Annotated in this window: 20 protein-coding genes; 14 read left to right on the top strand and 6 right to left on the bottom strand. The window is 70.3% G+C overall.

Translation table 11 applies throughout. The features are described 5' to 3' along the window. Nucleotide 1 precedes the first annotated feature (1 nt). The gene (locus tag BN1701_RS29550) at nucleotides 2–439 is read right to left on the bottom strand and encodes a YbaB/EbfC family nucleoid-associated protein (RefSeq protein WP_054054243.1); all 438 of its coding nucleotides are present in this window, start codon (nucleotides 437–439) and stop codon (nucleotides 2–4) included. Nucleotides 440–630: 191 nt separating this feature from the next. Between BN1701_RS29550 and BN1701_RS29545 the strand changes: the two genes are divergently transcribed. Both BN1701_RS29545 and BN1701_RS29540 read left to right on the top strand, forming a co-directional pair. After that, on the top strand, nucleotides 631–1,524 hold the full coding sequence (locus tag BN1701_RS29545) for an ABC transporter ATP-binding protein (protein WP_054054241.1): 894 nt from the start codon (nucleotides 631–633) through the stop codon (nucleotides 1,522–1,524). Beyond that, nucleotides 1,521–2,759, top strand: a complete 1,239-nt coding sequence (locus tag BN1701_RS29540) for an ABC transporter permease (protein ID WP_231949753.1) — start codon at nucleotides 1,521–1,523, stop codon at nucleotides 2,757–2,759. The genes BN1701_RS29545 and BN1701_RS29540 overlap by 4 nt, the downstream gene beginning before the upstream one ends. 211 nt (nucleotides 2,760–2,970) lie before the next feature. On the opposite strand, the gene BN1701_RS29535 is transcribed toward BN1701_RS29540, so the two are convergent. Beyond that, nucleotides 2,971–4,287, bottom strand: coding sequence for a citrate synthase (locus BN1701_RS29535; RefSeq protein WP_054054240.1), 1,317 nt, complete (start codon nucleotides 4,285–4,287; stop codon nucleotides 2,971–2,973). A gap of 197 nt (nucleotides 4,288–4,484) precedes the next feature. Then, complete coding sequence (locus BN1701_RS29530; protein WP_054054238.1) at nucleotides 4,485–5,078, bottom strand: TetR/AcrR family transcriptional regulator; 594 nt, start codon at nucleotides 5,076–5,078, stop codon at nucleotides 4,485–4,487. A 110-nt stretch (nucleotides 5,079–5,188) separates the two neighbouring features. Between BN1701_RS29530 and BN1701_RS29525 the strand changes: the two genes are divergently transcribed. Both BN1701_RS29525 and BN1701_RS29520 read left to right on the top strand, forming a co-directional pair. After that, nucleotides 5,189–6,334 (top strand): acyl-CoA dehydrogenase family protein, encoded by a 1,146-nt coding sequence (locus BN1701_RS29525; protein ID WP_054054236.1) that lies wholly within the window; start codon nucleotides 5,189–5,191, stop codon nucleotides 6,332–6,334. Nucleotides 6,335–6,431: 97 nt separating this feature from the next. Beyond that, on the top strand, nucleotides 6,432–7,037 hold the full coding sequence (locus BN1701_RS29520) for a hypothetical protein (protein WP_157368284.1): 606 nt from the start codon (nucleotides 6,432–6,434) through the stop codon (nucleotides 7,035–7,037). On the opposite strand, the gene BN1701_RS29515 is transcribed toward BN1701_RS29520, so the two are convergent. After that, nucleotides 7,034–8,251, bottom strand: a complete 1,218-nt coding sequence (locus BN1701_RS29515) for an amidohydrolase (RefSeq protein ID WP_054054232.1) — start codon at nucleotides 8,249–8,251, stop codon at nucleotides 7,034–7,036. The two genes, BN1701_RS29520 and BN1701_RS29515, sit on opposite strands and share 4 nt — an antisense overlap. Then, entirely contained in the window at nucleotides 8,248–9,132 is an 885-nt protein-coding gene (locus BN1701_RS29510) for an aldose 1-epimerase family protein (RefSeq protein ID WP_054056233.1), read from the bottom strand. Before BN1701_RS29510 ends, BN1701_RS29515 begins: the two co-directional genes overlap by 4 nt. Nucleotides 9,133–9,182: 50 nt before the next feature. On the opposite strand from BN1701_RS29510, the gene BN1701_RS29505 reads away from it, so the two are divergent. Next, entirely contained in the window at nucleotides 9,183–9,740 is a 558-nt protein-coding gene (locus BN1701_RS29505; RefSeq protein ID WP_054054230.1) for a TetR/AcrR family transcriptional regulator, read from the top strand. Nucleotide 9,741: 1 nt separating this feature from the next. Next, nucleotides 9,742–10,578, top strand: a complete 837-nt coding sequence (locus BN1701_RS29500) for an MBL fold metallo-hydrolase (RefSeq protein WP_054054228.1) — start codon at nucleotides 9,742–9,744, stop codon at nucleotides 10,576–10,578. A gap of 60 nt (nucleotides 10,579–10,638) precedes the next feature. Here the strand turns inward: BN1701_RS29500 and BN1701_RS29495 are convergent, their stop codons facing one another. Further along, nucleotides 10,639–11,787 carry a citrate synthase 2 gene (locus BN1701_RS29495; protein ID WP_054054226.1) on the bottom strand — a complete coding sequence of 383 codons (1,149 nt, stop codon included), beginning with the start codon at nucleotides 11,785–11,787 and terminating at the stop codon, nucleotides 10,639–10,641. A gap of 318 nt (nucleotides 11,788–12,105) precedes the next feature. Here BN1701_RS29495 and pdxH point away from each other — a divergent pair, with 318 nt between their 5' ends. From pdxH to serC, 8 genes are all read left to right on the top strand, one after another. Continuing rightward, a complete protein-coding gene (gene pdxH, locus BN1701_RS29490; protein ID WP_054054225.1) occupies nucleotides 12,106–12,768 on the top strand; it encodes a pyridoxamine 5'-phosphate oxidase in 663 nt (220 codons plus the stop codon). Nucleotides 12,769–12,814: 46 nt separating this feature from the next. Next, nucleotides 12,815–14,107, top strand: coding sequence for an MFS transporter (locus tag BN1701_RS29485; protein WP_054054223.1), 1,293 nt, complete (start codon nucleotides 12,815–12,817; stop codon nucleotides 14,105–14,107). A gap of 175 nt (nucleotides 14,108–14,282) precedes the next feature. Further along, nucleotides 14,283–15,113, top strand: a complete 831-nt coding sequence (locus tag BN1701_RS29480; protein ID WP_157368283.1) for an ABC transporter ATP-binding protein — start codon at nucleotides 14,283–14,285, stop codon at nucleotides 15,111–15,113. Then, the gene (locus BN1701_RS29475) at nucleotides 15,110–15,922 is read left to right on the top strand and encodes an ABC transporter permease (RefSeq protein ID WP_054054222.1); all 813 of its coding nucleotides are present in this window, start codon (nucleotides 15,110–15,112) and stop codon (nucleotides 15,920–15,922) included. Before BN1701_RS29480 ends, BN1701_RS29475 begins: the two co-directional genes overlap by 4 nt. After that, nucleotides 15,886–17,076 carry a sensor histidine kinase gene (locus BN1701_RS29470; protein ID WP_172803342.1) on the top strand — a complete coding sequence of 397 codons (1,191 nt, stop codon included), beginning with the start codon at nucleotides 15,886–15,888 and terminating at the stop codon, nucleotides 17,074–17,076. The genes BN1701_RS29475 and BN1701_RS29470 overlap by 37 nt, the downstream gene beginning before the upstream one ends. Next, entirely contained in the window at nucleotides 17,073–17,690 is a 618-nt protein-coding gene (locus tag BN1701_RS29465) for a response regulator transcription factor (RefSeq protein ID WP_054054217.1), read from the top strand. The genes BN1701_RS29470 and BN1701_RS29465 overlap by 4 nt, the downstream gene beginning before the upstream one ends. 22 nt (nucleotides 17,691–17,712) lie before the next feature. Beyond that, nucleotides 17,713–19,074 (top strand): serine hydrolase, encoded by a 1,362-nt coding sequence (locus BN1701_RS29460; RefSeq protein ID WP_054054215.1) that lies wholly within the window; start codon nucleotides 17,713–17,715, stop codon nucleotides 19,072–19,074. Between the two features lie 531 nt (nucleotides 19,075–19,605). Continuing rightward, nucleotides 19,606–20,742, top strand: a complete 1,137-nt coding sequence (gene serC / locus BN1701_RS29455; RefSeq protein WP_054054213.1) for a phosphoserine transaminase — start codon at nucleotides 19,606–19,608, stop codon at nucleotides 20,740–20,742. Nucleotides 20,743–20,793: the final 51 nt, after the last annotated feature.

The raw sequence follows: 20,793 nt of genomic DNA, 5'->3' as shown, positions 1-20,793 counted from the left end.
CCTAGTTCACGACTTCGGGTGGGTTGTCGAAGTAGTCGTCGTCGGCTCTGGTGTCGCGCCGCAGCTCCAGGTTCGCCGGGTCTTCCTCGCCGTCGCCCGCGTAGCCCTCCGGCAGGTGCTCCTTGACCACGTCGAGCGCGGGCCCGTCGCCCATGAACTCCTGCATGGTGGCCACCACCTGGGCGCTGGCCTCGCGCTGCGCCTGCCGGGTCAGGTCCATGATCTGCCGGGCGAGTTGCTCGGGCTCCAGGTCGCGCACCCCCGGGCGCAGCACCAGCCCGGTCGTGGCGCCACTGGCGCTGACCCGGACGGTGATCTCCCCGTCCTGCGACGTCGCCGTTCCGCCGACCTCCCGCAGGGCCTTGTCCGCCTTCTGCGCACTGGCCGCGGCCTGCTTCAGTTTCTCGTCGTACTGCGCGAGCCACTGCTCAGGGTTCATCCTCGCCCCTCCAATGGTCCTACCAGGATCATTCGCCTCTTTGACGGAGCATCCTCCGATCGGTTCCGTCGCAGACCCGAAACGGTCAACTCGTTTGCAGCCGCACCCGACCGGGCGGCCACGCGCGACCCGGACACGGAATACTGGCGGTGACCGGAACCGGGGAAGGGGTCAGCGTGCCTGCTGCGGCGATGCTGGAGATCGACAAGGTCTCCAAGCGCTACGGCGAGGTCTTGGCGTGCGACCACCTCAGCTTCCAGGTCCGCGCGGGCGAGCTGTTCGGCTTCGTCGGCGGCAACGGCGCGGGCAAGACCACCACCATGCGGATCATCCTCGGCGTCGTGCGGCCCGACGGCGGCCAGGCCCGCTGGGCGGGTGCCCCGATCGACCACGACGCCCGCCGCGCCTTCGGCTACCTGCCGGAGGAGCGCGGGCTGTACCCGCGGATGAAGGTGCTCGACCAGTTGGTCTATCTGGCCGAACTGCACGGTTTCGGCGTCAACGAGGCCCACCGCAACGCCGAGTCCTGGATCGCCCGCCTCGGCCTACGCGAGCACCGCGGCGACGAGGTGCAGAAGCTGAGCCTGGGCAACCAGCAGCGAGTGCAGCTGGCCGCGGCGCTGGTGCACGACCCCGAGGTGCTGGTGTTGGACGAGCCGTTCTCCGGCCTCGACCCGATCGCCGTCGACGTGCTCGCGGGGGTGCTGCGCGAACAGGCCGACACCGGGGTGCCGGTGCTGTTCTCCAGCCACCAGCTCGACCTCGTCGAGCGGCTGTGCGACCGGGTCGGGATCATCCGAAGTGGACACATGGTGGCCTGCGGCACGGTCGACGAACTACGCGAAGGCAGCGGGACGACGCTGATGGTGCACGCGCCCGGCGCCGCTCCCGGGTGGGCCGACGGCGTCCCGGGTGCCACGGTCCTCGACGCCGGAAACGGCCACACCCGCCTGCGCCTGGCCGAGGGCGCCGACGACCAACCCGTCCTGGCCGCCGCGCTGGCCACCGGCCCGGTACACGAGTTCAGCAGGCACCGCCCCTCGCTGACCGAGCTGTTCCGCGACGTTGTCGGAGCCGACCGGTGACCGCGTTCGCCGCCGCGCCACTGGACCCAGCGCGGGCGCGCCGCAAGCCGGTGAGCCTGCGGCGGACGGTGTGGCTGATCGCCCGGCGGGAACTCAACGCCCGGCTGCGCACCAAGTCGTTCCTCATCGGCACGGCGGTGTCCCTGGCCGTCCTCACCGCGTTCGTCCTCATGCAGAGCGCCCTGTTCGCCGGGGAGCCCACCAGCCGGGTCGGGCTGTCCGGCCAGGCCACCGCGATCACGGGCCAGTTGCAGGACCAGGCCAACTCCCGCGGCGTCGCGGTGCGCACCGTCTTGATCGACGACCTCGGCGCGGGCGAGACCATGGTGGCCGACGGCGAACTCGATGTGCTGGTCAGCGGCGCCCCCGCGGCGCTTCGGGTGCTGGTCCGCGAGACGCTCGACGAGGACCTGCGCAAGGCGCTCAACGCCATCGTCCAGGAACAGGTCCTGCGCGCCCAGCTCGCCGCGGTGGAGGACCTCGACCCCGACCAGGTCCTCGACACCGTGGCCGACGCCACCGCCGACGTGCACGCGCTCGGCCCGCCCGATCCCAGCCACGACCAGCGGCTCGCGGTGGCGCTGGTGATCGTCGCGATGCTCTATATGGCGTTGCTGCTCTACGGCACGATGGTCGCCCACGGCGTCGTGGAGGAGAAGTCCAGCCGGGTCGTGGAGGTCCTGCTGGCCACGGTCCGCCCGTGGCAGCTGCTGCTGGGCAAGGTCGTCGGCCTCGGCCTGGTCGGCCTGGCCCAGTTCACCGTGATCGGCGCGGTCGGCCTGATCCTGGCCACCGCCACCGACGTCCTCACCATCACCGGCGCCGCGACGAGCACGCTGGTCTGGGGAATCGTGTGGTACCTGCTCGGATACCTGTTCTACGCCACGGTCTTCGCCTCGGCGGGCTCGCTGGTGTCGCGGCAGGAGGAGACCCAGTCGGTCCTGCTGCCGATCACGATGGTGCTGGTCCTGGCCTTCGTCCTGGGTTTCGGCCTGCTCTCCCGCGCCCCGTCGGGCACGGCGACGACCGTGTTGTCACTGATCCCGCCGTTCTCCCCCATCCTGATCCCCGGCCGCATCGCACTCGACGCGGTCCAAGGCTGGGAGATCGCCCTGGCGGCCGTGCTCACCCTGCTGTCGGTGGCCGGACTGGCCTGGCTGGGCGGCCGGGTCTACGCGGGCGCCGCGCTGCGCACCGGCGCCCGCCTCAAGCTCCGGGAAGCCCTCCAGAGTTAGCGCACTATCCACTTCAGACAGAACACGGGCCATCCCCGAACCTGCCCCGGCAAGCAAACGGGGCCGCCCGACTTGAGACGGCCCCGCGCGAAGAATCTGTCGCCCCAACAGACCGCACCCAAGGGGCACCGTGACGGCAGCCGACCACGGTGACCGCCTACCGGCACGTTTCCAGCACTGGCAACCAAACGTAGAAATTCCGGGGAGGCGGCTACCGTTCGCTGACGGGCTTGTAGTCGCGCTCGGTTGGTCCGATGTAGACCTGGCGCGGGCGGCCGATCTTGGTGGCCGGGTCGTTCATCATCTCGCGCCAGTGGGCGATCCAGCCGGGCAGGCGGCCAAGGGCGAACAGCACGGTGAAGAACTTCGTCGGGAAGCCCATGGCCCGGTAGATCAGGCCGGTGTAGAAGTCGACGTTCGGGTAGAGCTTGCGCTCGACGAAATAGTCGTCGTTGAGCGCGTGCTCCTCCAGCCGCTGGGCGATCTCCAGCAGCGAGTCGTCGCCGCCGAGCTTGCCGAGGATCTCGTCGGCGGTCTTCTTGATGATCGCCGCGCGCGGGTCGTAGTTCTTGTAGACCCGGTGGCCGAAGCCCATGAGCTTGACGCCGTCTTGCTTGTTCTTCACCTTGTTGATGAAGGTCTCGACGCTGTCGCCGCCGTCGCGGATGCCTTCCAGCATCTCCAGCACCGCGCTGTTCGCGCCGCCGTGCAGCGGGCCGAACAGGGCGTTGATGCCCGCGGACACGCTGGCGAAGAGGTTGGCCTCCGACGAGCCGACCAGGCGCACCGTGGAGGTCGAGCAGTTCTGCTCGTGGTCGGCGTGCAGCACGAACAGCAGGTCGAGCGCGCGAACCAGGTCCGGGTCGACCTCGTAGTTCTCCGCGGGCAGCCCGAAGGTCATGCGCAGGAAGTTCTGCACCAGGCCAAGGGAGTTGTCCGGGTAGAGGAACGGCTGGCCGACGGACTTCTTGTAGGCGTAGGCCGCGATCGTCGGCAGCTTGGCGAGCAGTCGGATCGTGGAGATCTCGACGTGCCTGGGGTCGAACGGGTTGAGGCTGTCCTGGTAGAAGGTCGACAGCGCCGACACCGCCGAGGACAGCACCGGCATCGGGTGCGCGTCGCGCGGGAAGCCGTCGAAGAAGCGCTTGAGGTCCTCGTGCAGCAGGGTGTGCCTGCTGATCTTGTGGGTGAACTCCTCCAGCTCGGCGGCCCCCGGCAGCTCACCGAAGATCAGCAGGTAGCTGACCTCCAGGAAGGTCGACTTCTCGGCCAGCTGCTCGATCGGATAGCCGCGATAGCGCAGGATCCCCGCGTCGCCGTCGATGTAGGTGATCGCCGACGAGCACGCCGCTGTGTTGACGAAACCGGGGTCCAGGGTGACCAGCCCGGTCTTGGCCAGCAACTTGCCTAGGTCGACACCGGATGTGCCCTCGGTGGCGGGCACGACCGCCATCTCATGCGCGCCGCCCGGGTAGGCGATGGTGGCGGTCTGCTCGGTGCCGGTGGGCGCTACGGTCCCGTCGGGCATGGACTTACCTCTCACACTCGGTCGCGAGGCGGCGGTCCGAGCCGAGCCGGTGTGGCCCGTGGTCGGGTGCGAGGCGCGGCTGGGTGACCGCCGCGGCACAGCACCGCCCCGTTGGGGTCCTGAACCCCCTACGCTAGTGGTCCGAGCGCATATCGGACAGCCGTACGCCGGCCGGATGGGTTGCGTTGGGACACGTATCACACACCCGATCGTCCTGGGTCCAGGCCGCGCAGCAGTAGATCCGCCAGCCCGGCGAACGCCTCGGCGTCGGATACCTCGGCCCTGGCGCCGAGCACGCCGGTCTGGATGCCCTCGATGATCCAGCCGACCATCTCCCCGACCAGCCGGGCGTGCACGTCCCGGAACAGCCCGTCGGCGACGCCCTCCTGGATGAAGGCGCGGATGCGGGCGGCGGCGGCCAGCGCGTTGCGCTCGTAGACCCGCCTGGTCGAGGGGAACGCGGCGACGTCGGCGACGAACGCGGCGGTGGCCCGGCTCATCTCCTCGCCCGCGCCCGCCAGGTAGCGCACGATCCGGTCCCTGGCGTCGCGCGCGGCGGCGACGTCCTTCTCGATCCGCTCGGTCGCGCCGCGGAAGAAGTGGCCGACGACCTTGCGGGCCAACTGTTCCTTGCTCGGCGCCAGCGCGTAGAGCGTGGACTTGGAGCAGTGCAGGCGGGCGGCGAAGTCGTCCAGCGTCGACTCGGCGAACCCGTCGCGCAGGAACAGCGCGAGCAGCTCCTCCAGCAGGGCCGCCTGACGGGCCGTCGGGGCGCGGCGGGCGGTGGTCATGCGGACCAGCGTATCGACAACCGCGCGGCGAAAACAGTACGCTGAGGCGTCCCTCAGTACTGTTTCTCGTACACTCGCCCGTACCGCTTCCCGTATCCCGGAGGACGACCATGCCCGCCGAGCGCCTGCTGCCGACCACCGAGGCGGAGGACCTGCTCAAGCTCACCCGCGAGATCGCGCGCGACGAACTCGCGCCGCTCGCCGCGGCGTACGAGGAGCAGGAGCGCTTCCCACGCGAGCAGTTCAAGCTGCTCGGCCGCAGCGGCCTGCTCGGCCTGCCCTACGCGGAGAAGTGGGGCGGCTCGGCCCTGTCGTACGAGGTCTACCTGCAGGTCCTCGAAGAGATCGCCGCGGCGTGGATGTCGGTCGGCGTCGGCCTGTCGGTGCACACCATGTCCTGCTTCGCGCTCTCCGAGCACGGCACCGACGAGCAGCGCGACCGGTTCCTGCCCGACATGCTCGGCGGCGAACTGCTCGGCGCGTACGCGCTTTCGGAGACCCACGCGGGCTCGGACGCGGCGGCGCTGTCGACCAGGGCGACCCGCGACGGCGACCAGTATGTAGTGAACGGCACCAAGGCGTGGATCACCCACGCGGGGCACGCGGACTTCTACACCACCATGGTCCGCACGTCAGATAACGGCGGCAAGGGCATCAGCTGCCTGCTCGTCGATGGGGAAACTCCGGGTCTCTCGGCCGCGGCACCCGAGCGCAAGATGGGCCTCACCGGCTCCACCACCGCCCAGATGATCTTCGACAACGCCAGGGTCGACGCCGACCGGCTCCTCGGCGTCGAAGGCCAGGGGCTCAAGATCGCCCTGGTGGCGCTGAACTCCGGCAGGCTCGGCATCGCCGCGTGCGCGGTCGGCCTGGCGCAGGCCGCGCTCGACGAGGCGGTCGCCTACGCCAAGCAGCGCACCCAGTTCGGCTCGGCCATCATCGAGTTCCAAGGTGTCGAGTTCCTGCTCGCCGACATGGCCGCCGCGGTCGAGTCGGCCCGCGCGACCTACCTGGAGGCCGCCCGCAGGCGCGACCGCGGACTGCCGTTCGTGCGCCAGGCGTCCATCGCGAAACTGGTGGCCACCGACGCCGCCATGAAGGTCACCACCGACGCGGTGCAGGTGCTCGGCGGCGCCGGTTACACCCGCGATTTCCCGGTCGAGCGGTACATGCGAGAGGCGAAGGTCCCTCAGATATTTGAGGGTACGAACCAGATCCAGCGTATGGTGATCGCCCGTCAGCTCCGCAACGGGTGATCGGCGGCAATTAGACACCGCCCCCGACTTACGTTGCCGGGCTTCCCGACGATCAACCCGGTACACCGAAGTCTGTCCCGAGACTGTGGGGGTTCCCTTGAGTTTCCCGACGCTGGCCGAGCACGTGGTCGAGGTCCTCGCCCAACTGGTGGCGAGGACGATCACGGGCCAGCGGCAACGCGCCGCGGACACGCTCTACGACGCGGTGATCGGCAGGCTTCGCCGCACGGGCACCGCGGGCACGTTCGACCTGTTCGCCGCCGACCCGGCCGCGCCCGCCCGGCGCAGGCCGCTGGTCGACGCGCTCAACCGGCAGTTCAAGGACGATCCGGGATTCCGCGACCTGATCGCCGGAATGGTGCGGGCGACCGACATCGGCGCACCCGAGCCCGTCGATGTCGCCGCCCGGTTCCCGGCCCGCAAGGTCGCCATCGCCGTGGTGGGAACGCTGGCCGCGGTGGGACTGGCGATCGGCGGCCGCGCGGTGTACCTGAACCTCACCGACGTGCCACTGCCCGACGGCACCACCAGCTGCCGCACGTTCTTCGCCATGTCCACCGCCGACCAGCGGTCGCTGCTGGAGCGGATCTACCGCGCCCGCAACGAACCGCTCCGTGAACAAGACCCGTACATCGTCTCCGCGGTCCTCTACGGCTGCGGCCAGAACCCCGAGCGGACCGTCGACGACGTGATCAGCTCTTAGTTTCCCTCGCGGTAGAACGGGTTCTCGGTGACGCCGACGCCGGTGGTCTCGTCGAAGCGGTAGACCTCGCGGCCGTCGATGAACACCCGCATCGCGCGGCTCATCACGTCCAGCGGATCGCCGGACCAGATGACGAGGTCGGCGTCGAGGCCGGGCTTGAGGGCGCCGACCCGGTCGTCCAGGTCGAGCATCTCGGCCGGGTTGACCGTGATCGAGCGCAGCGCGGTCTCGGCGTCCAGGCCTTCCTTGACCGCGAAAGTGGCCTGGTGGACCAAAAAGTTGATCGGCACGACCGGCGCGTCGGTGGTGATCGCGATGCGCACGCCCGCGCGCGCCAGGATGCCCGGGTTGCGGAAGTCGCGGCGGCGGACCTCGACCTTGGAGCGGCTGACGATCAGCGGGCCGATGACCACCGGGATGTCGCGCTCGGCGATCAGGTCGGCCAGCAGGTGCGCCTCGGTGCCGTGATTGATCACCAGCCGGTAGCCGAACTCGTCGGCCAGCCGGATGGCGGTGGCGATGTCGTCGGCGCGGTGGGCGTGCTGGCACCATGGCAGGTCGCCGTCGAGCACCGCGACCAGCGCCTCGTTGGTCAGGTCGCGGTCGAACGGCTTGCCCTCCTCGGCCGCGTTCTCCTTGCGCGCCTTGTAGTCCTGGGCCTTGGTCAGCGCCTCGCGGATGACCGCGGCGACGCCGAGACGGGTCGACGGCATGGTCTTCTTCTCGCCGTAGACGCGCTTGGGGTTCTCGCCGAGGGCGCTCTTCATGCTGACCGGGTCGCGCAGCAGCATCTCGTCCACGGTCCGGCCCCACGCCTTCACCGCGACGGTGTGCCCGCCGATCACGTTGCCCGAGCCGGGTTTGACCACCACAGTGGTGACCCCGCCCGCGAGCGCGTCGCGGAAGCCCTCGTCGTCGGGGTTGATGCCGTCGATGGCGCGGACCTTCGCGGTGACCGGGTCGGTCATCTCGTTGGTGTCCTGCCCGGCCCAGCCCTCGCCCTCCTCGTTCACGCCGACGTGCGCGTGCGCCTCGACGAACCCGGGCAGCACCCACGACCCGGACGCGTCGATGATCTCCGCGTCGTCGGGCACCTCGACGTCGGCCGCCGCGCCGACCGCGACGATCTTGCCGTCCGCGATCAGCACTGTCCCGTCCTCGATGGGCGTGCCGTGTATGGGAACTACGTATCCGCCAGTCACCGCGATAGTCACAACGCCAACCCTAGCGGCGTGATGCCCCAGGATGCGGACCATGATCCGCCGGGGGCGACCCGCAGCAGGTCCGTGCCGGAGTTGAGCGCGTCGGGCGGGCAGGTCATCGGCTCGATCGCGACCGCCCGGCCCGGCCTGCCGGGGAACTCGGCCGGGGTGAACACCTGGACCCACCGGAACACCGGGTCCGCCCACACCTCGACGCCGCCGTCCGGTCCGGCCAGGGTGTGCCGGACCAGGCCGTCCTGACCTGGGGCGCAGTCGCCGAAGGCGTCGTCGAGGACGAGGTCGCGCAAAGGTTTGCGGTGCAGCTTCGCCGGGGCGGCGGGACCGGCCGGGGTCATCTTGTCGGGGTCGAGCGGGAGGTGGCTGGTGGCGGCCAGGGTCAGCTCGCAGGTCTCCAGGTCCGCGCGGCCGGGGCGGGGATACGGGTGGGCTCCGACGCCGAAGGGCATGGTCCGCTCGCCCAGGTTCTCGACGCCGTGGGTGACCACGAGGCCGCGGTGGTCCAGCGCGTAGGTGATCGTCGCGCGGAAGCGGAAGGGCCAGCCGGGCTCGTCGATGATCTCGACGGCCAGCGCGACCGTCGCCTCGGCGACCTCGACCGGCGCCCACGCCGCGTGCCGGACCAGCCCGTGACTGGCGTTGCCCCGGGCGGGCTCGGTGACCTCAAGGCGCTGCTTCTCGCCGTGGAAGTCCCACTGGGCACCCGCTGTCCGGTTCGGCCAGGGCAGCAGGACCGCGCCGGAGCCCAGCGGCGCCCGGGCGCCCGCGGCGAAGGTCTCCAGGTAGGGCACGCCGTCGACCTCGAAGGCCCGCAGCGTCGCGCCGGTCCCCGCGATCGACGCGCGGGCGCCGCCGTATTGGATCTCGTAGTCCATGTCCGACAACCCTACTGGACGGAAATAGACCGGTCTGTATAGTACGTCCCATGGGCCGTCGAAACGACACACGGGAACGAACGCTGCGGACCGCGGCGACGCTGTTCCGCACCCAGGGCTACCACGGCACGGGCCTCAACCAGGTCCTCGCCGAAGGCGGGCTCCCCAAGGGCTCGCTGTACTTCCACTTCCCCGGCGGCAAGGAGCAGCTCGCCGCCGAGGCCGTCACGATGGCCGCGGCCGAGCTGTGCGACTGGGTGCGCACGACCCTCGCCGCCGCGCCCGACCCGGCCGCCGGACTCGACGCGGTGGTCGACGGGCTGGCCGAACACCTCGCCGCGTCGAACTTCCAGCGTGGCTGTCCTATTGGAACGGTCGCTCCGGACGGCGGTGACGTCGTGCGCGCCGCGTGCGTCACGGCGTTCGCCTCCTGGCACACCGTCACCCGCGATTTCCTTGTCCAGCACGGCGTCCCCCACCCCGACGCGCTGGCCACGACCGTGCTGGCCGCGCTGGAAGGCGCTCAACTGCTGGCCAGAACCAACCGAGACACCGCGCCGCTGTACGACGTCGGCGCGACACTGCGAACCCTGGTGAGAGGACTCTGACGTGCGTGTGCACCACCTGAACTGCGGCTCGATGCACCCTATGGGCGCCAAGCTGCTCGACGGCGAGCCCGGCTACTTCCGCTTCGCCCACATGGTCTGCCATGTGCTTCTCGTGGAGACCGCCGAGGGGCTGGTGCTGATCGACACCGGCTTCGGTGAGGCCGACCTGGCGTCGCTGCCCGGTACCCTGCCGCGCGAGTTCGTCCACTTGGTGCGGCCGGTCGCCGACCCGTCGATGTCGGCCATCCGACAGGTGGAGGCATTGGGACACAAGGCTTCCGACGTCCGGCACATCCTGCTGACGCACATGGACCTCGACCACGCGGGCGGCCTGCGCGACTTCCCGGACGCGACGGTGCACGTCTACGGCCCGGAACACCAGGTCGCGACCGCCCAGGCGACCTACCGTGACCGCCAGCGCTTCCGCGCCGCGCAGTGGGCGCACGAGCCCAAGTGGGAGATCTACCCCGACGCCGACGGCGAACCCTGGTTCGGCTTCGAGTCCGTGCGCGGGCTGGTCGGGCTGTCCGACGACTTCCTGCTGGTGCCGCTGACGGGCCACACCCGCGGGCACGTCGGCATCGCGGTCAACGCCCCCGACGGCTGGCTCCTGCACGCGGGCGACGCCTTCTTCCACCGCGGTGAGGTCGACCCGGCCGAGTTGCCGGTGCCGCCGCTGCTATCGATGTTCGAGACGATCATGCAGGCGGACAAGAAGTCTCGACTGGCCAACCAGGCCCGGCTGCGGGAGCTGGTCCGCGACCACGGCGCCGAGGTGACGGCCTTCTCCGCTCACGACGCGGTGTCCCTGCGCCGGATGACCAAGACACCGGCCTGACCCACAGACGACGAAGCGCCCGGCCGGTTGCGACGGTCGGGCGCTTCGTCTCGCGAAGACTCAGAGGTGGGCGATCTCGTTCCAGCCCTCGACCTCTTCCGGCCCACGCGGGGCCGGGCCGATGTACTTGGCGGCCGGTCGGACCAGTCTGCCGGTGCGCTTCTGCTCCATGATGTGCGCGCACCAGCCCGCCGTCCTGGCGCAGGTGAACATCGCGGGCATCATGTGCGGCGGGACCTCGGCGAAGTCGAGGATCACCGCGGCCCAGAACTCGACGTTGGTCTCGATCGCGCGGTCCGGGCGGCGCTCGCGCAGCTCGGCCAGTGCGGCCTGCTCCAGCGCGACCGCGACGTCGTAGCGCTCGGCACCGAGTTCCTGGCAGGTGCGGCGCAGCACGCGGGCGCGCGGGTCCTCGGCGCGGTAGACGCGGTGGCCGAAGCCCATCAGGCGCTCGCCGCGGTCGAGGATGCCCTTGACGAAGCCGCGGGCGTCGCCGGACTTCTCCACGGCCTCGATCATCGGCAGCACGCGGGCGGGGGCGCCGCCGTGCAGCGGGCCGGACATCGCGCCGATGGCGCCCGACAGCGAGGCCGCCACGTCGGCGCCGGTGGAGGCGATGACGCGGGCGGTGAAGGTGGAGGCGTTGAGGCCGTGCTCGGCGCCGGAGACCCAGTAGGCGTCGACCGCCTGGACGTGCTTGGGGTCGGGCTCGCCGCGCCAGCGGGTCATGAAGCGCTCGGTGATCGAGGTGCACTCGTCGATGCGCTTCTGCGGCACGGCGGGCTGGTGGATGCCGCGCGCGGACTGGGCGACGTAGGACAGCGCCATGACCGACGCGCGGGCCAGCTGGTCGCGGGCCTCGTCGTCGCTGATGTCGAGCAGGGGCTGGTAGCCCCAGATCGGGGCGAGCATCGCCAGGCCCGCCTGGACGTCGACCCGGACGTCACCGGAGTGCACCGGCAGCGGGAACGGCTCGGCGGGCGGCAGGCCGGGGCCGAAACGGCCGTCGACCAGCAGCGCCCAGACGTTGCCGAAGGTCACCTTGCCGACGAGGTCCTCGATGTCCACGCCGCGGTAGCGCAGCGCGCCGCCGTCGCGATCGGGCTCGGCGATCTCGGTGCGGAAAGCGACGACGCCTTCCAGACCGGGGCGGAACCCGTCATCCGGTTGGTCCGGTACCTGCTCTTTTTCCTGCACCGCGTTGTGCATTTGCCTCGCCTTTCGCGCCATGTCCCCGACGGATTCGCGCAGCGGCAGCGGGAGGCCGAGATGTGCAGGCCACCGACGCCGGGCACCACTGCACGGCTGGCCAAACCATGCTCCTCGCGAGCGCGGTTAGCAATCGTTCACGGCGGTGTCTTCGGTCACGATCCAGTGGATCGATTCAGTTTGTCGATCAGCACTAACTCGTAACCCGCCGGCCGCCGCTCGTTCCACGTTCGTGGTCGCTGTCACCGCACGGGCGGTTTCCGTTCATCTGGATACCCCGTAACGTCGGTTGTCGAAACCTTCACGGAGGAGCGGCGGATGGCGGACGGCGACATCACCCTGGAACTGCCCACCATGCGGGTCTCCTACGACCAGGGCGAACTCACCGAGGCCGAGCTGGCGGCGACCTGGCACGAGCAGCTCCAGTCCTGGCTCGACGCGGCCAGGCAGGCCGGGGTGGCCGAGCCCAACGCGATGGTGCTGGCCACCGCCGACTCCGACGGCAGGCCGTCCTCGCGCACCGTGCTGGCCAAGGGTCTCGACGAGCGCGGGCTGGTGTTCTTCACCAACTACACCTCCGCCAAGAGCCACGACCTGCTCGCCACCCGCTACGCCTCGGCGACCTTCCCCTGGTACGCGATGCACCGGCAGGCCACCGTGCGCGGCACCGTGGAGAAGGTGTCGGCCGCCGAGACCGCCGAGTACTGGGCCAAGCGCCCGCGCGGCTCGCAGCTGGGCGCGTGGGCGTCGCCGCAGTCGATCGTGGTGAGCGGCCGGGCGACCCTGGAGGCCGCGCTGGCCAACGTCGAGCGCCGCTTCGCCGACTCCGAGACCGTGCCGGTGCCGCCACACTGGGGCGGCTGGCGGATCCAGCCGGAGGTCGTCGAGTTCTGGCAGGGCAGGCAGGACCGGATGCACGACCGCCTGCGCTTCCAGCAGAACCGCGACGGCGTGTGGCGAGTACAGCGGCTCGGCCCGTGAGGAAATCACAGGAAGTCCGTTAGTTAGCTGAGCTAAGCTCATCGGCGTGACCCTTGAAGCCGAGCCGAAGACCGCAAAACGTGGACGGCTCAGCCGGGTCCTCATCGACGTTCGCCCGCTCCGGGTGCGCGACTACCGCAGACTGTGGATGTCGACGGCGGTCACCGCCGTCGGCAGCCAGCTCACCGCCGTTGCCGTGCCCAAGCAGGTCTACGACCTGACCGGCTCGTCGGGCTGGGTCGGCGTGACCGGCGCGGTCGGCCTGCTCCCCCTGCTCGTCTTCGGGCTGTGGGGCGGCGCGATCGCCGACGCGCACGACCGCCGCAAGGTCATGATCGTCAGCAACATCGGCGTCGCGGTGACGTCCGGGCTGCTCTGGCTGCAAGCGTTCGTGTCGCTGGGTTCGGTGTCGACGGTCCTGGTGCTGCTCGGCCTGCAACAGGCGTTCGTCGCGGTCAACATGCCCACGCGCAGCGCGGCGGTGGCCCGGCTGGTGCCCGCCGAACTGCTGCCGCAGGCCAACGCCCTGAACTTCACCACGTCGACCTTCGGCATGGTCTTCGGCCCGTTGGCGGCGGGCGCGCTGATCCCGGCGCTCGGACTGTCCACTTTGTACCTGATCGACACGGTCGCGCTGACGCTGTGCCTGTGGCTGGTGTTCCGCCTGCCGCCGATCCCGCCGGGCGCGGGCTCCTCGCGCAAGGCAGGCCTTGGCGACATCGCGGCCGGGTTCAGCTACCTGCGGGGCCGCAACATCCTGCTGGTCTCGTTCCTGGTCGACATCATCGCCATGGTCGCGGGCATGCCCCGCGCGCTGTTCCCGGAGATGGCCGAGCGGACCTTCGGCGACCCGCCCGGCGGCGGCATCGCGCTGGGCTGGCTCTACGCGGCGATCCCGATCGGCTCGGCGCTGTTCGGCGTGTTCTCCGGCTGGTTCTCCCGCATGACCAGGCAGGGCGCGGTGGTCACCGTGTCGGTGGTCGTCTGGGGCGTGGCGATGGTCGGCTTCGGCCTGTCGAACGCGCTGTGGCTGGCCGTCATATTCCTCGCCATCGGCGGCGGCGCCGACCTGGTCAGCGCCGTACACCGTAGTTCGATGCTGCAGACCGAGGCCACCGACGAAATGCGCGGCCGCATGCAGGGCGTGTTCATCGTGGTCGTCGCGGGCGGCCCCAGAATCGCCGACCTGGCCCACGGCTGGGGCGGCGCCGCCCTGGGAACGGCGGCAGCGGCCACCCTCGGCGGGATCGCCGTGGTCGCGCTGACCGTCGTCACGGTCGTGGCGGTGCCGTCCTTCTGGCGCTACCGCTTCCACTCAGACCCGAACAGCCAAGGCTGATCACGATGCCGATGACGGCCGGCGCGGCGAGGAAGCCCGCCAGCCGCCAGGCCTGCGCCTGGATCGTGATCTTGGCACGCCGGACGACGGACCTGGAGTGTCAACCGATCGGATGACACGCGAGTCGATGACTCAGGCGTCCCTTGGCACCCGGGTTCCGAGAAACCATGAATCCATGAACGCGATCGAAGTGCGCGGATTGCGCAAGAGGTACGGCGACACCCACGCCGTACAAGGAATCGACCTGACCGTCGAGCGTGGCGAGGTCTTCGCCCTCCTCGGCCCCAACGGCGCGGGCAAGACGACAACCGTCGAGATCCTTGAGGGTCACCGGGACCGCGACGAGGGCTTCGTGAAGGTCCTCGGCACCGACCCTGGGGAAGCGGGCCGCGCCTGGCGGGCTCGTATCGGCATCGTCCTGCAGACCGCGACCGACGCGGCCGAGTTGACCGTCCGGGAGACCGTCAGGCACTTCGCGGGCTACTACCCGCGGCCCCGCCGGGTCGACGACGTGATCGAGGTCTGCGGGCTCGCCGAGAAGGCAGACGCCCGGATCCGGTCGCTGTCGGGCGGCCAGCGCAGGCGGGTCGACGTGGCGCTGGGCATCGTCGGCGATCCCGAACTGCTCTTCCTGGACGAACCGACCACCGGCTTCGACCCGCAGGCCCGCCGCCAGTTCTGGGCGCTGGTCCAGACGCTGGCCGCCGAGGGCACGACCATCGTGCTCACCACCCACTACCTCGACGAGGCCGAGGCGCTGGCCGACCGGCTGGCGGTGATCGCGGGCGGGCGGATCGTCGCCGAGGGGACGCCCGCGACGCTCGGCGGGCGGGCGACCGCGGCGGCCACGGTGAGCTGGACCGACGCGGACGGCCATCACGAGATCAGCACCGACGACCCGGCAGGCGTGGTCGCGCGCCTGGCCGGTCAGGCGGTCAGCGGGCTCAAGGTGCACCAGCCCAGCCTCGAGGACGTGTACCTGGACCTGATCGGAGCCACGCGGTGACCACTCTTTCCACCAGCCTGCCCAGCAGCGCGGCGATCGGCCTGTCGAGGGGGCAGGCCGAGCTCCGCATGTTCTTCCGGGCCAAGGACGCGGTGATCTTCACCTTCTCGTTCCCCGCGTTCCTGCTGATCCTGCTCGGCTCGATCTTCACCGGCACCGATCCCGGCAACACCGTGCCGATGAGCCAGGTCTTCGCGGCGAGCATGATCGCCTACGGGATCCTGTCGACGGCGTTCCTCACCACCGGGATCGGCATCGCGGTCGACCGGGAGGACGGCACGCTCAAGCGGCTGCGCGGCACGCCGGTCAGCGCGGTGGCGTACTTCATCGGCAAGATCGTGCTGGTGGCGGTGGCCACGGTCGCCGAGGTGGTCCTGCTGCTCGCCGTCGGCGTGCTGGCCTTCGACCTGCCGCTGCCCAGCGACCCCGGCCGCTGGCTGACGCTGGCCTGGGTGCTCGCGCTGTCGGTGCTGGCCTGCACACTGCTGGGCATCGCGGCGAGTTCGCTGGCGAAGTCGGCCAAGAGCGCGCCCGCGGTGCTGAACCTGCCGGTGATCGCGCTGCAGTTCCTGTCTGGCATCTTCGTGCACATCTCGGTGCTGCCGAACTCGATGGTGACCGTGGCGTCGTTCTTCCCGGTCAAGTGGATGGGCCAGGGCTTCCGTTCGGTGTTCCTGCCGGACAGCATGAAGGCCGCGGAGGTGGCTGGGTCATGGGAGCACGGGATGACGGCGCTGGTGCTGGGGGCGTGGTGCGTGATCGGTCTGGTGCTGTGCCTGGCGACGTTCCGCTGGAGCGAGAAGCGGTGACCACGGCGGGCCGACGGGATCCGATCTGGATGTGGGACGTCTACTTCGCCGTCGGCCTCGCCGGGGTCCTGGTCTTCGTCATGGTCGCCAAGGCCCCGCCCGCCGAGCGGATCGCGGCCATGGCCGCGTTGGTCGCCCTCGGTGCGTGGCACGTGCTCTACGGCAGGCCCATGGCGATCGTCACCGGCGACCGCCGCCGGGGGAACATCTTCATCGTCGGCCTGCTGGTCCTGTTCTTCACCGCCGTCGGCTTCGTCCAGATGAGCACCTACGCGCTGTTCATCGTCTGCCCGATGGTCTTCATGAGCACGAGCTTCGCCATGGCCGCGCCGATCGTGGGCGCCCTCAACATCATCCCGCCGTTCCTCGGGGCGTGGCGGTCGGGGGCGATGGGCGAGATCCACGGCCTGCTCCCCGCGTCCTTCCTCGGCCTGGCGTTCTCCATCCTGATCGGCTTCTACATCAACCGAATCACCGACGAGAGCGACGAGCGGGCCGCGCTCATCACCGAGCTGGAGCGCAGCCGGGCCGAGGTGGCCCGGCTGTCCCACGAGGCCGGGGTCAGCGCCGAGCGCACGCGGCTGGCGGGCGAGATCCACGACACCCTGGCCCAGGGCTTCACCAGCATCGTCACCCTGGTCCAGGCCGCCGAGTCCGCCGTGGACCGCGACAGCGGCCAGGTCCGGCGCAACCTGGACCTGGCCGCCCGCACGGCCAGGGAGAATCTGGCCGAGGCCCGCGCCCTGGTCGCCGCGCTCGCTCCGACCGCGCTGGCCGATGGCACCCTGGCCGACGCGCTGCGCAGGCAGGTCGACCGGCTGGCCGAAACCGGGGTGCGTGCGGCGTTCCAAGTGGACGGTGCGGGCGAGATCCCCACCGGGGTCGAGGTGCTGCTGCTGCGCGCGGCACAGGAGGCCATCGCCAACGTCCGCAAGCACGCGCGCGCGGACTCGGTCACGGTCCACCTGGGCCACACCGACGAAGGAGTCACCTTGCGGATCAGCGACAACGGCGTCGGCTTCGACCCGGGCGCGGCCACCGACGGCTACGGCCTGCGCGGCATGCGCGCCAGGGCCGCGCAGTTCTCCGCCGTGGCCGAGGTCGTGAGCGCGCCGGGCGCGGGCACCACGGTCACCCTGGCGGTGCCCCGATGATCACCGTGCTGTTGGTGGACGACCATCCCGTCGTCCGCGCGGGCCTGCGCGGGATGCTGGAGGCCGAACCGGACCTGACCGTCGTCGGCGAGGCGGGGAATGGCGACGAGGCGGTCACCGTGGCCCGCGCGCTGCGCCCACAGGTCATCCTGATGGACCTGCGAATGCCCGGATTGGACGGTGTCGGCGCCACCGAGCGCATTGTCGCCGAGTCGATCTCCGCCGTGGTGGTGCTGACCACATACGAGACCGACTCGGATATCTTGCGGGCGGTCGAGGCGGGCGCATCTGGTTATATGTTGAAAGATGCCTCAAGGTCCGAATTGGCCGGTGCCGTGCGCGCGGCCAGCCGGGGTGAGACGGTGCTGGCGCCGTCGGTGGCGGGCAAGCTCATGCGCAGCGTCCGCACCCCCGCCAAGCTGGGACTTTCCGCTCGCGAGACCGACGTGCTGCGGCTGGTGGCCCAAGGCAGGACTAACGCCGAGATCGGCCGGGCGTTACACATCAGTGAGGCGACTGTAAAGACCCATTTGGTCCGTTCTTTCGATAAGCTCGGAGTGTCCGATCGGACCGCGGCGGTCACGACGGCCATGGCCAAAGGGTTATTGGGTTGATTTATGACCCACAATTCATTTCATGCTGCAGACCACCGAGTTCGCACTGCTCCGCCGGATCGCGGCGGTGCAGGCCGACAGCCGCGCCCCATCCCTGGTCGCGGCCGTCGTCCGCGACGGAGCCATCGCCTGGACCGGCGCCCGGGGCAAGGTCGATGGCCTGCCCCCGACGACCGACATCCAGTACCGGATCGGCTCGATCACCAAGACGTTCATCGCGGTGCTGGTCATGCGGCTGCGCGACGAGGGCAGACTCGACCTCAACGACCCGCTGGACATGCACGTGCCGGGCACGTCCTTCGGCGAGGTCACCGTCGCCCAGCTGCTCTCCCACACCGGCGGCCTGACCTCGGAGTCCCCCGGCGCGTGGTGGGAGCGCGCCGAGGGTGACGACTGGACGGCCCTGGAGTGCAGCCTGACCACCGACGCCGTGCGCCACCGCCCCGGCGCCCGCTTCCACTACACCAACGTCGGCTACGGCGTCCTCGGCGAACTCGTCGCCCGCACCCGCGGCGCGAGCTGGCTCGACGTGCTCACCTCCGAGATCCTCAAACCGCTGGAGATGACCCGCACCACCCCCGCCCCGCAGGCCCCGGCCGCGCTGGGCTGGGCGGTCCACCCGTTCGCCGACGTCCTGCTCAACGAACCCACCCCCGACTCCGGCGCGATGGCGCCGGCGGGTCAGCTGTGGTCCACGGTCGCCGACCTGGCCCGCTGGGCCCGCTTCATCCTCGGCGACACCGGCGACGTCCTGCACCCAGACACCGTCGCGGAGATGCGCACCCCGATCCACGTCGACGACAACGACGCCTGGACCATGGGCTACGGCCTCGGCTTCGAGGCGATCCGCCTCGGCGGGCGGCGGCTGTCCGGCCACAGCGGCTCGATGCCCGGCTTCCTGGCCAGCGTCCTGGTCGACTGGCGAACCGGAACCGGCGCCCTGGCCATGGCCAACACCACCTCAGGCGTCCCGATCGTGACGATGGCCAGCGAGCTGATCAACATCGTCGAGGAACACGAACCCACCCTGCCCGCCGAGTGGGAGCCGATGACCGAGGCCGACCCGGCGCTGCTGGCGCTGACCGGCCTGTGGCACTGGGGACCGACCCCGTACCTCCTGCGGCTGATGCCCGAAGGCTGGTTGCGGCTGACACCGGTCAACGGGATGGGCAGGCAGTCCCGATTCCGCCCCGCAGGAAAGGACAGCTGGACCGGCCTAGACGGCTACTACGCAGGCGAGACGCTGACGCTGCGCAGGCACCCCGACGGCTCCCCCAGCCACCTGGACCTGGCCACCTTCGTATTCACCCGCGAGCCGTACGGCACCCCAGAGGCAATCCCAGGTGGCGTAGACGAGCACGGCTGGCGCACCCGCGACAAGTGATTCGGCTGATCGCTGATCGGTTGATCGCTGATCGCTGGATTGTCCGATCGTAGAATTGTCGGATTGTCCGATCGTTCAATAATCCCTAGACAGCAACAGGACAGCGGCACCAAAGCCCCACCCGACCGCTTTCCACCAGCACCCCGTCCTGGCCATCTTTAACATCCGGACGGCGGTGTCCAGGGTCGGCTTGCCGATCGCGCAGCGACGCCGCAGGCGCCCTGGACACCGTCGTCCGGATGTTAAACGCTCGGGCTAGGGGAGCGACCCCGTCGTACGCACGACGAGTCCACTCATTCGTTGCACAAGGGCCGGAGCACAACGGCTGGCGACGACCAAACCCCCGATCCCCAAACTGTTGAACATTAGGATTGTTGAACGAGCCAGCGTGACGGCAGTGGTGGACGGGTCGAGCCGCGGTGACGACCGAGGTCAGCGCGTTTGTCGCCCCCATCACCCCTCGTGGGAGACTGGGCGCGCCCGTCAGTGTCGCCGGGGCCCCAGTCTCGTACCCCGCGAAAGGCGCCGAGCATGACCCAGACCGCCGACCCGAGCACCCTCGTGCTGCCCGCCGACCTGCAGCCCTCCGACGGCCGCTTCGGCTGCGGACCGTCCAAGGTCCGTCCGGAGCAGGTCGCGGCGCTCGCGTCCGAGGGGGCCAAGCTGCTGGGCACCTCCCACCGCCAGAAGCCGGTCAAGTCGCTCGTCGGCCGGGTCCGCACCGGCCTGCGCGACCTGTTCTCCATCCCCGACGACTACGAGGTCGTGCTGGGCAACGGCGGCGCGACCGCGTTCTGGGACATCGCCGCGTTCGGGCTGGTCCGAGAGCGGTCGCAGCACTTCACCAACGGCGAGTTCTCCGCCAAGTTCGCCGCCGCCACCAAGGGCGCGCCGTTCCTGGCCGACCCGATCGTGGTCAAGGCCGAGCCGGGCACCGCGCCCGAGATCGTCTACGCCGAGGGCGCCGACCTGGTCGGCTGGGCGCAGAACGAGACGTCCACCGGCGTGCAGATGCCGGTCGCGCGGCCCGCCGGTTCCGGCGACGCGCTGATCGCCGTCGACGCGACCTCCGGCGCGGGTGGCCTGCCGGTCAACGCCGCCGACGCCGACGTGTACTACTTCGGCCCGCAGAAGTGCTTCGCCGCCGACGGCGGGCTCTGGCTGGCGCTGATGAGCCCGGCGGCGCTGGCCCGCGCGGCCGAGATCGGCGCGTCGGACCGCTGGATCCCCGAGTTCCTGTCGCTCACCACCGCGATCGACAACTCGGCCAAGGACCAGACCTACAACACCCCGGCGATCTCGACGCTGTTCCTGCTGGCCGAGCAGATCGACTGGATGCTGGCCAACGGCGGCCTCGACTGGACCGTCGCGCGCACCAAGGACTCGTCGAGCAGGCTCTACTCGTGGGCCGAGGAGCGCGACTTCACCTCCCCGTACGTCGCCGAGCCCGCGCACCGCTCGCAGGTCGTCGGCACGATCGACTTCGCCGACTCGATCGACGCCGCCACGGTGGCCAAGGTGTTGCGCGCCAACGGGATCGTCGACGTCGAGCCGTACCGCAAGCTGGGCCGCAACCAGCTGCGAGTGGCGATGTTCCCGGCCATCGAGCCCGATGACATCACCACGCTGACCGGCGCGATCGATTGGGTCGTCGAGCAGCTCGGCTGAGCAACTGAACGGGTGAACGCGCCGAACCCGCGTGCGGATCTCCTTCCGGAT

Origin of the sequence: Alloactinosynnema sp. L-07 (assembly GCF_900070365.1) — a bacterium.
Lineage (GTDB): Bacteria > Actinomycetota > Actinomycetes > Mycobacteriales > Pseudonocardiaceae > Actinokineospora.
The sequence above is the reverse complement of the archived record's forward strand: the minus strand, read 5'-3'. Positions and strand labels throughout refer to the sequence as shown.

What these genes read in the sequence shown, in the direction of transcription:
- BN1701_RS29495 (WP_054054226.1), bottom strand. Translation starts at nt 11,787, where the DNA reads ATGCACAACGCGGTGCAGGAAAAAGAGCAGGTACCGGACCAACCGGAT.
- BN1701_RS29510 (WP_054056233.1), bottom strand. Translation starts at nt 9,132, where the DNA reads ATGGACTACGAGATCCAATACGGCGGCGCCCGCGCGTCGATCGCGGGG.
- BN1701_RS29525 (WP_054054236.1), top strand. Translation starts at nt 5,189, where the DNA reads ATGCCCGCCGAGCGCCTGCTGCCGACCACCGAGGCGGAGGACCTGCTC.
- BN1701_RS29550 (WP_054054243.1), bottom strand. Translation starts at nt 439, where the DNA reads ATGAACCCTGAGCAGTGGCTCGCGCAGTACGACGAGAAACTGAAGCAG.
- BN1701_RS29545 (WP_054054241.1), top strand. Translation starts at nt 631, where the DNA reads ATGCTGGAGATCGACAAGGTCTCCAAGCGCTACGGCGAGGTCTTGGCG.
- pdxH (WP_054054225.1), top strand. Translation starts at nt 12,106, where the DNA reads ATGGCGGACGGCGACATCACCCTGGAACTGCCCACCATGCGGGTCTCC.
- BN1701_RS29465 (WP_054054217.1), top strand. Translation starts at nt 17,073, where the DNA reads ATGATCACCGTGCTGTTGGTGGACGACCATCCCGTCGTCCGCGCGGGC.
- BN1701_RS29530 (WP_054054238.1), bottom strand. Translation starts at nt 5,078, where the DNA reads ATGACCACCGCCCGCCGCGCCCCGACGGCCCGTCAGGCGGCCCTGCTG.
- BN1701_RS29535 (WP_054054240.1), bottom strand. Translation starts at nt 4,287, where the DNA reads ATGCCCGACGGGACCGTAGCGCCCACCGGCACCGAGCAGACCGCCACC.
- BN1701_RS29480 (WP_157368283.1), top strand. Translation starts at nt 14,283, where the DNA reads ATGAACGCGATCGAAGTGCGCGGATTGCGCAAGAGGTACGGCGACACC.
- BN1701_RS29505 (WP_054054230.1), top strand. Translation starts at nt 9,183, where the DNA reads ATGGGCCGTCGAAACGACACACGGGAACGAACGCTGCGGACCGCGGCG.
- BN1701_RS29460 (WP_054054215.1), top strand. Translation starts at nt 17,713, where the DNA reads ATGCTGCAGACCACCGAGTTCGCACTGCTCCGCCGGATCGCGGCGGTG.
- serC (WP_054054213.1), top strand. Translation starts at nt 19,606, where the DNA reads ATGACCCAGACCGCCGACCCGAGCACCCTCGTGCTGCCCGCCGACCTG.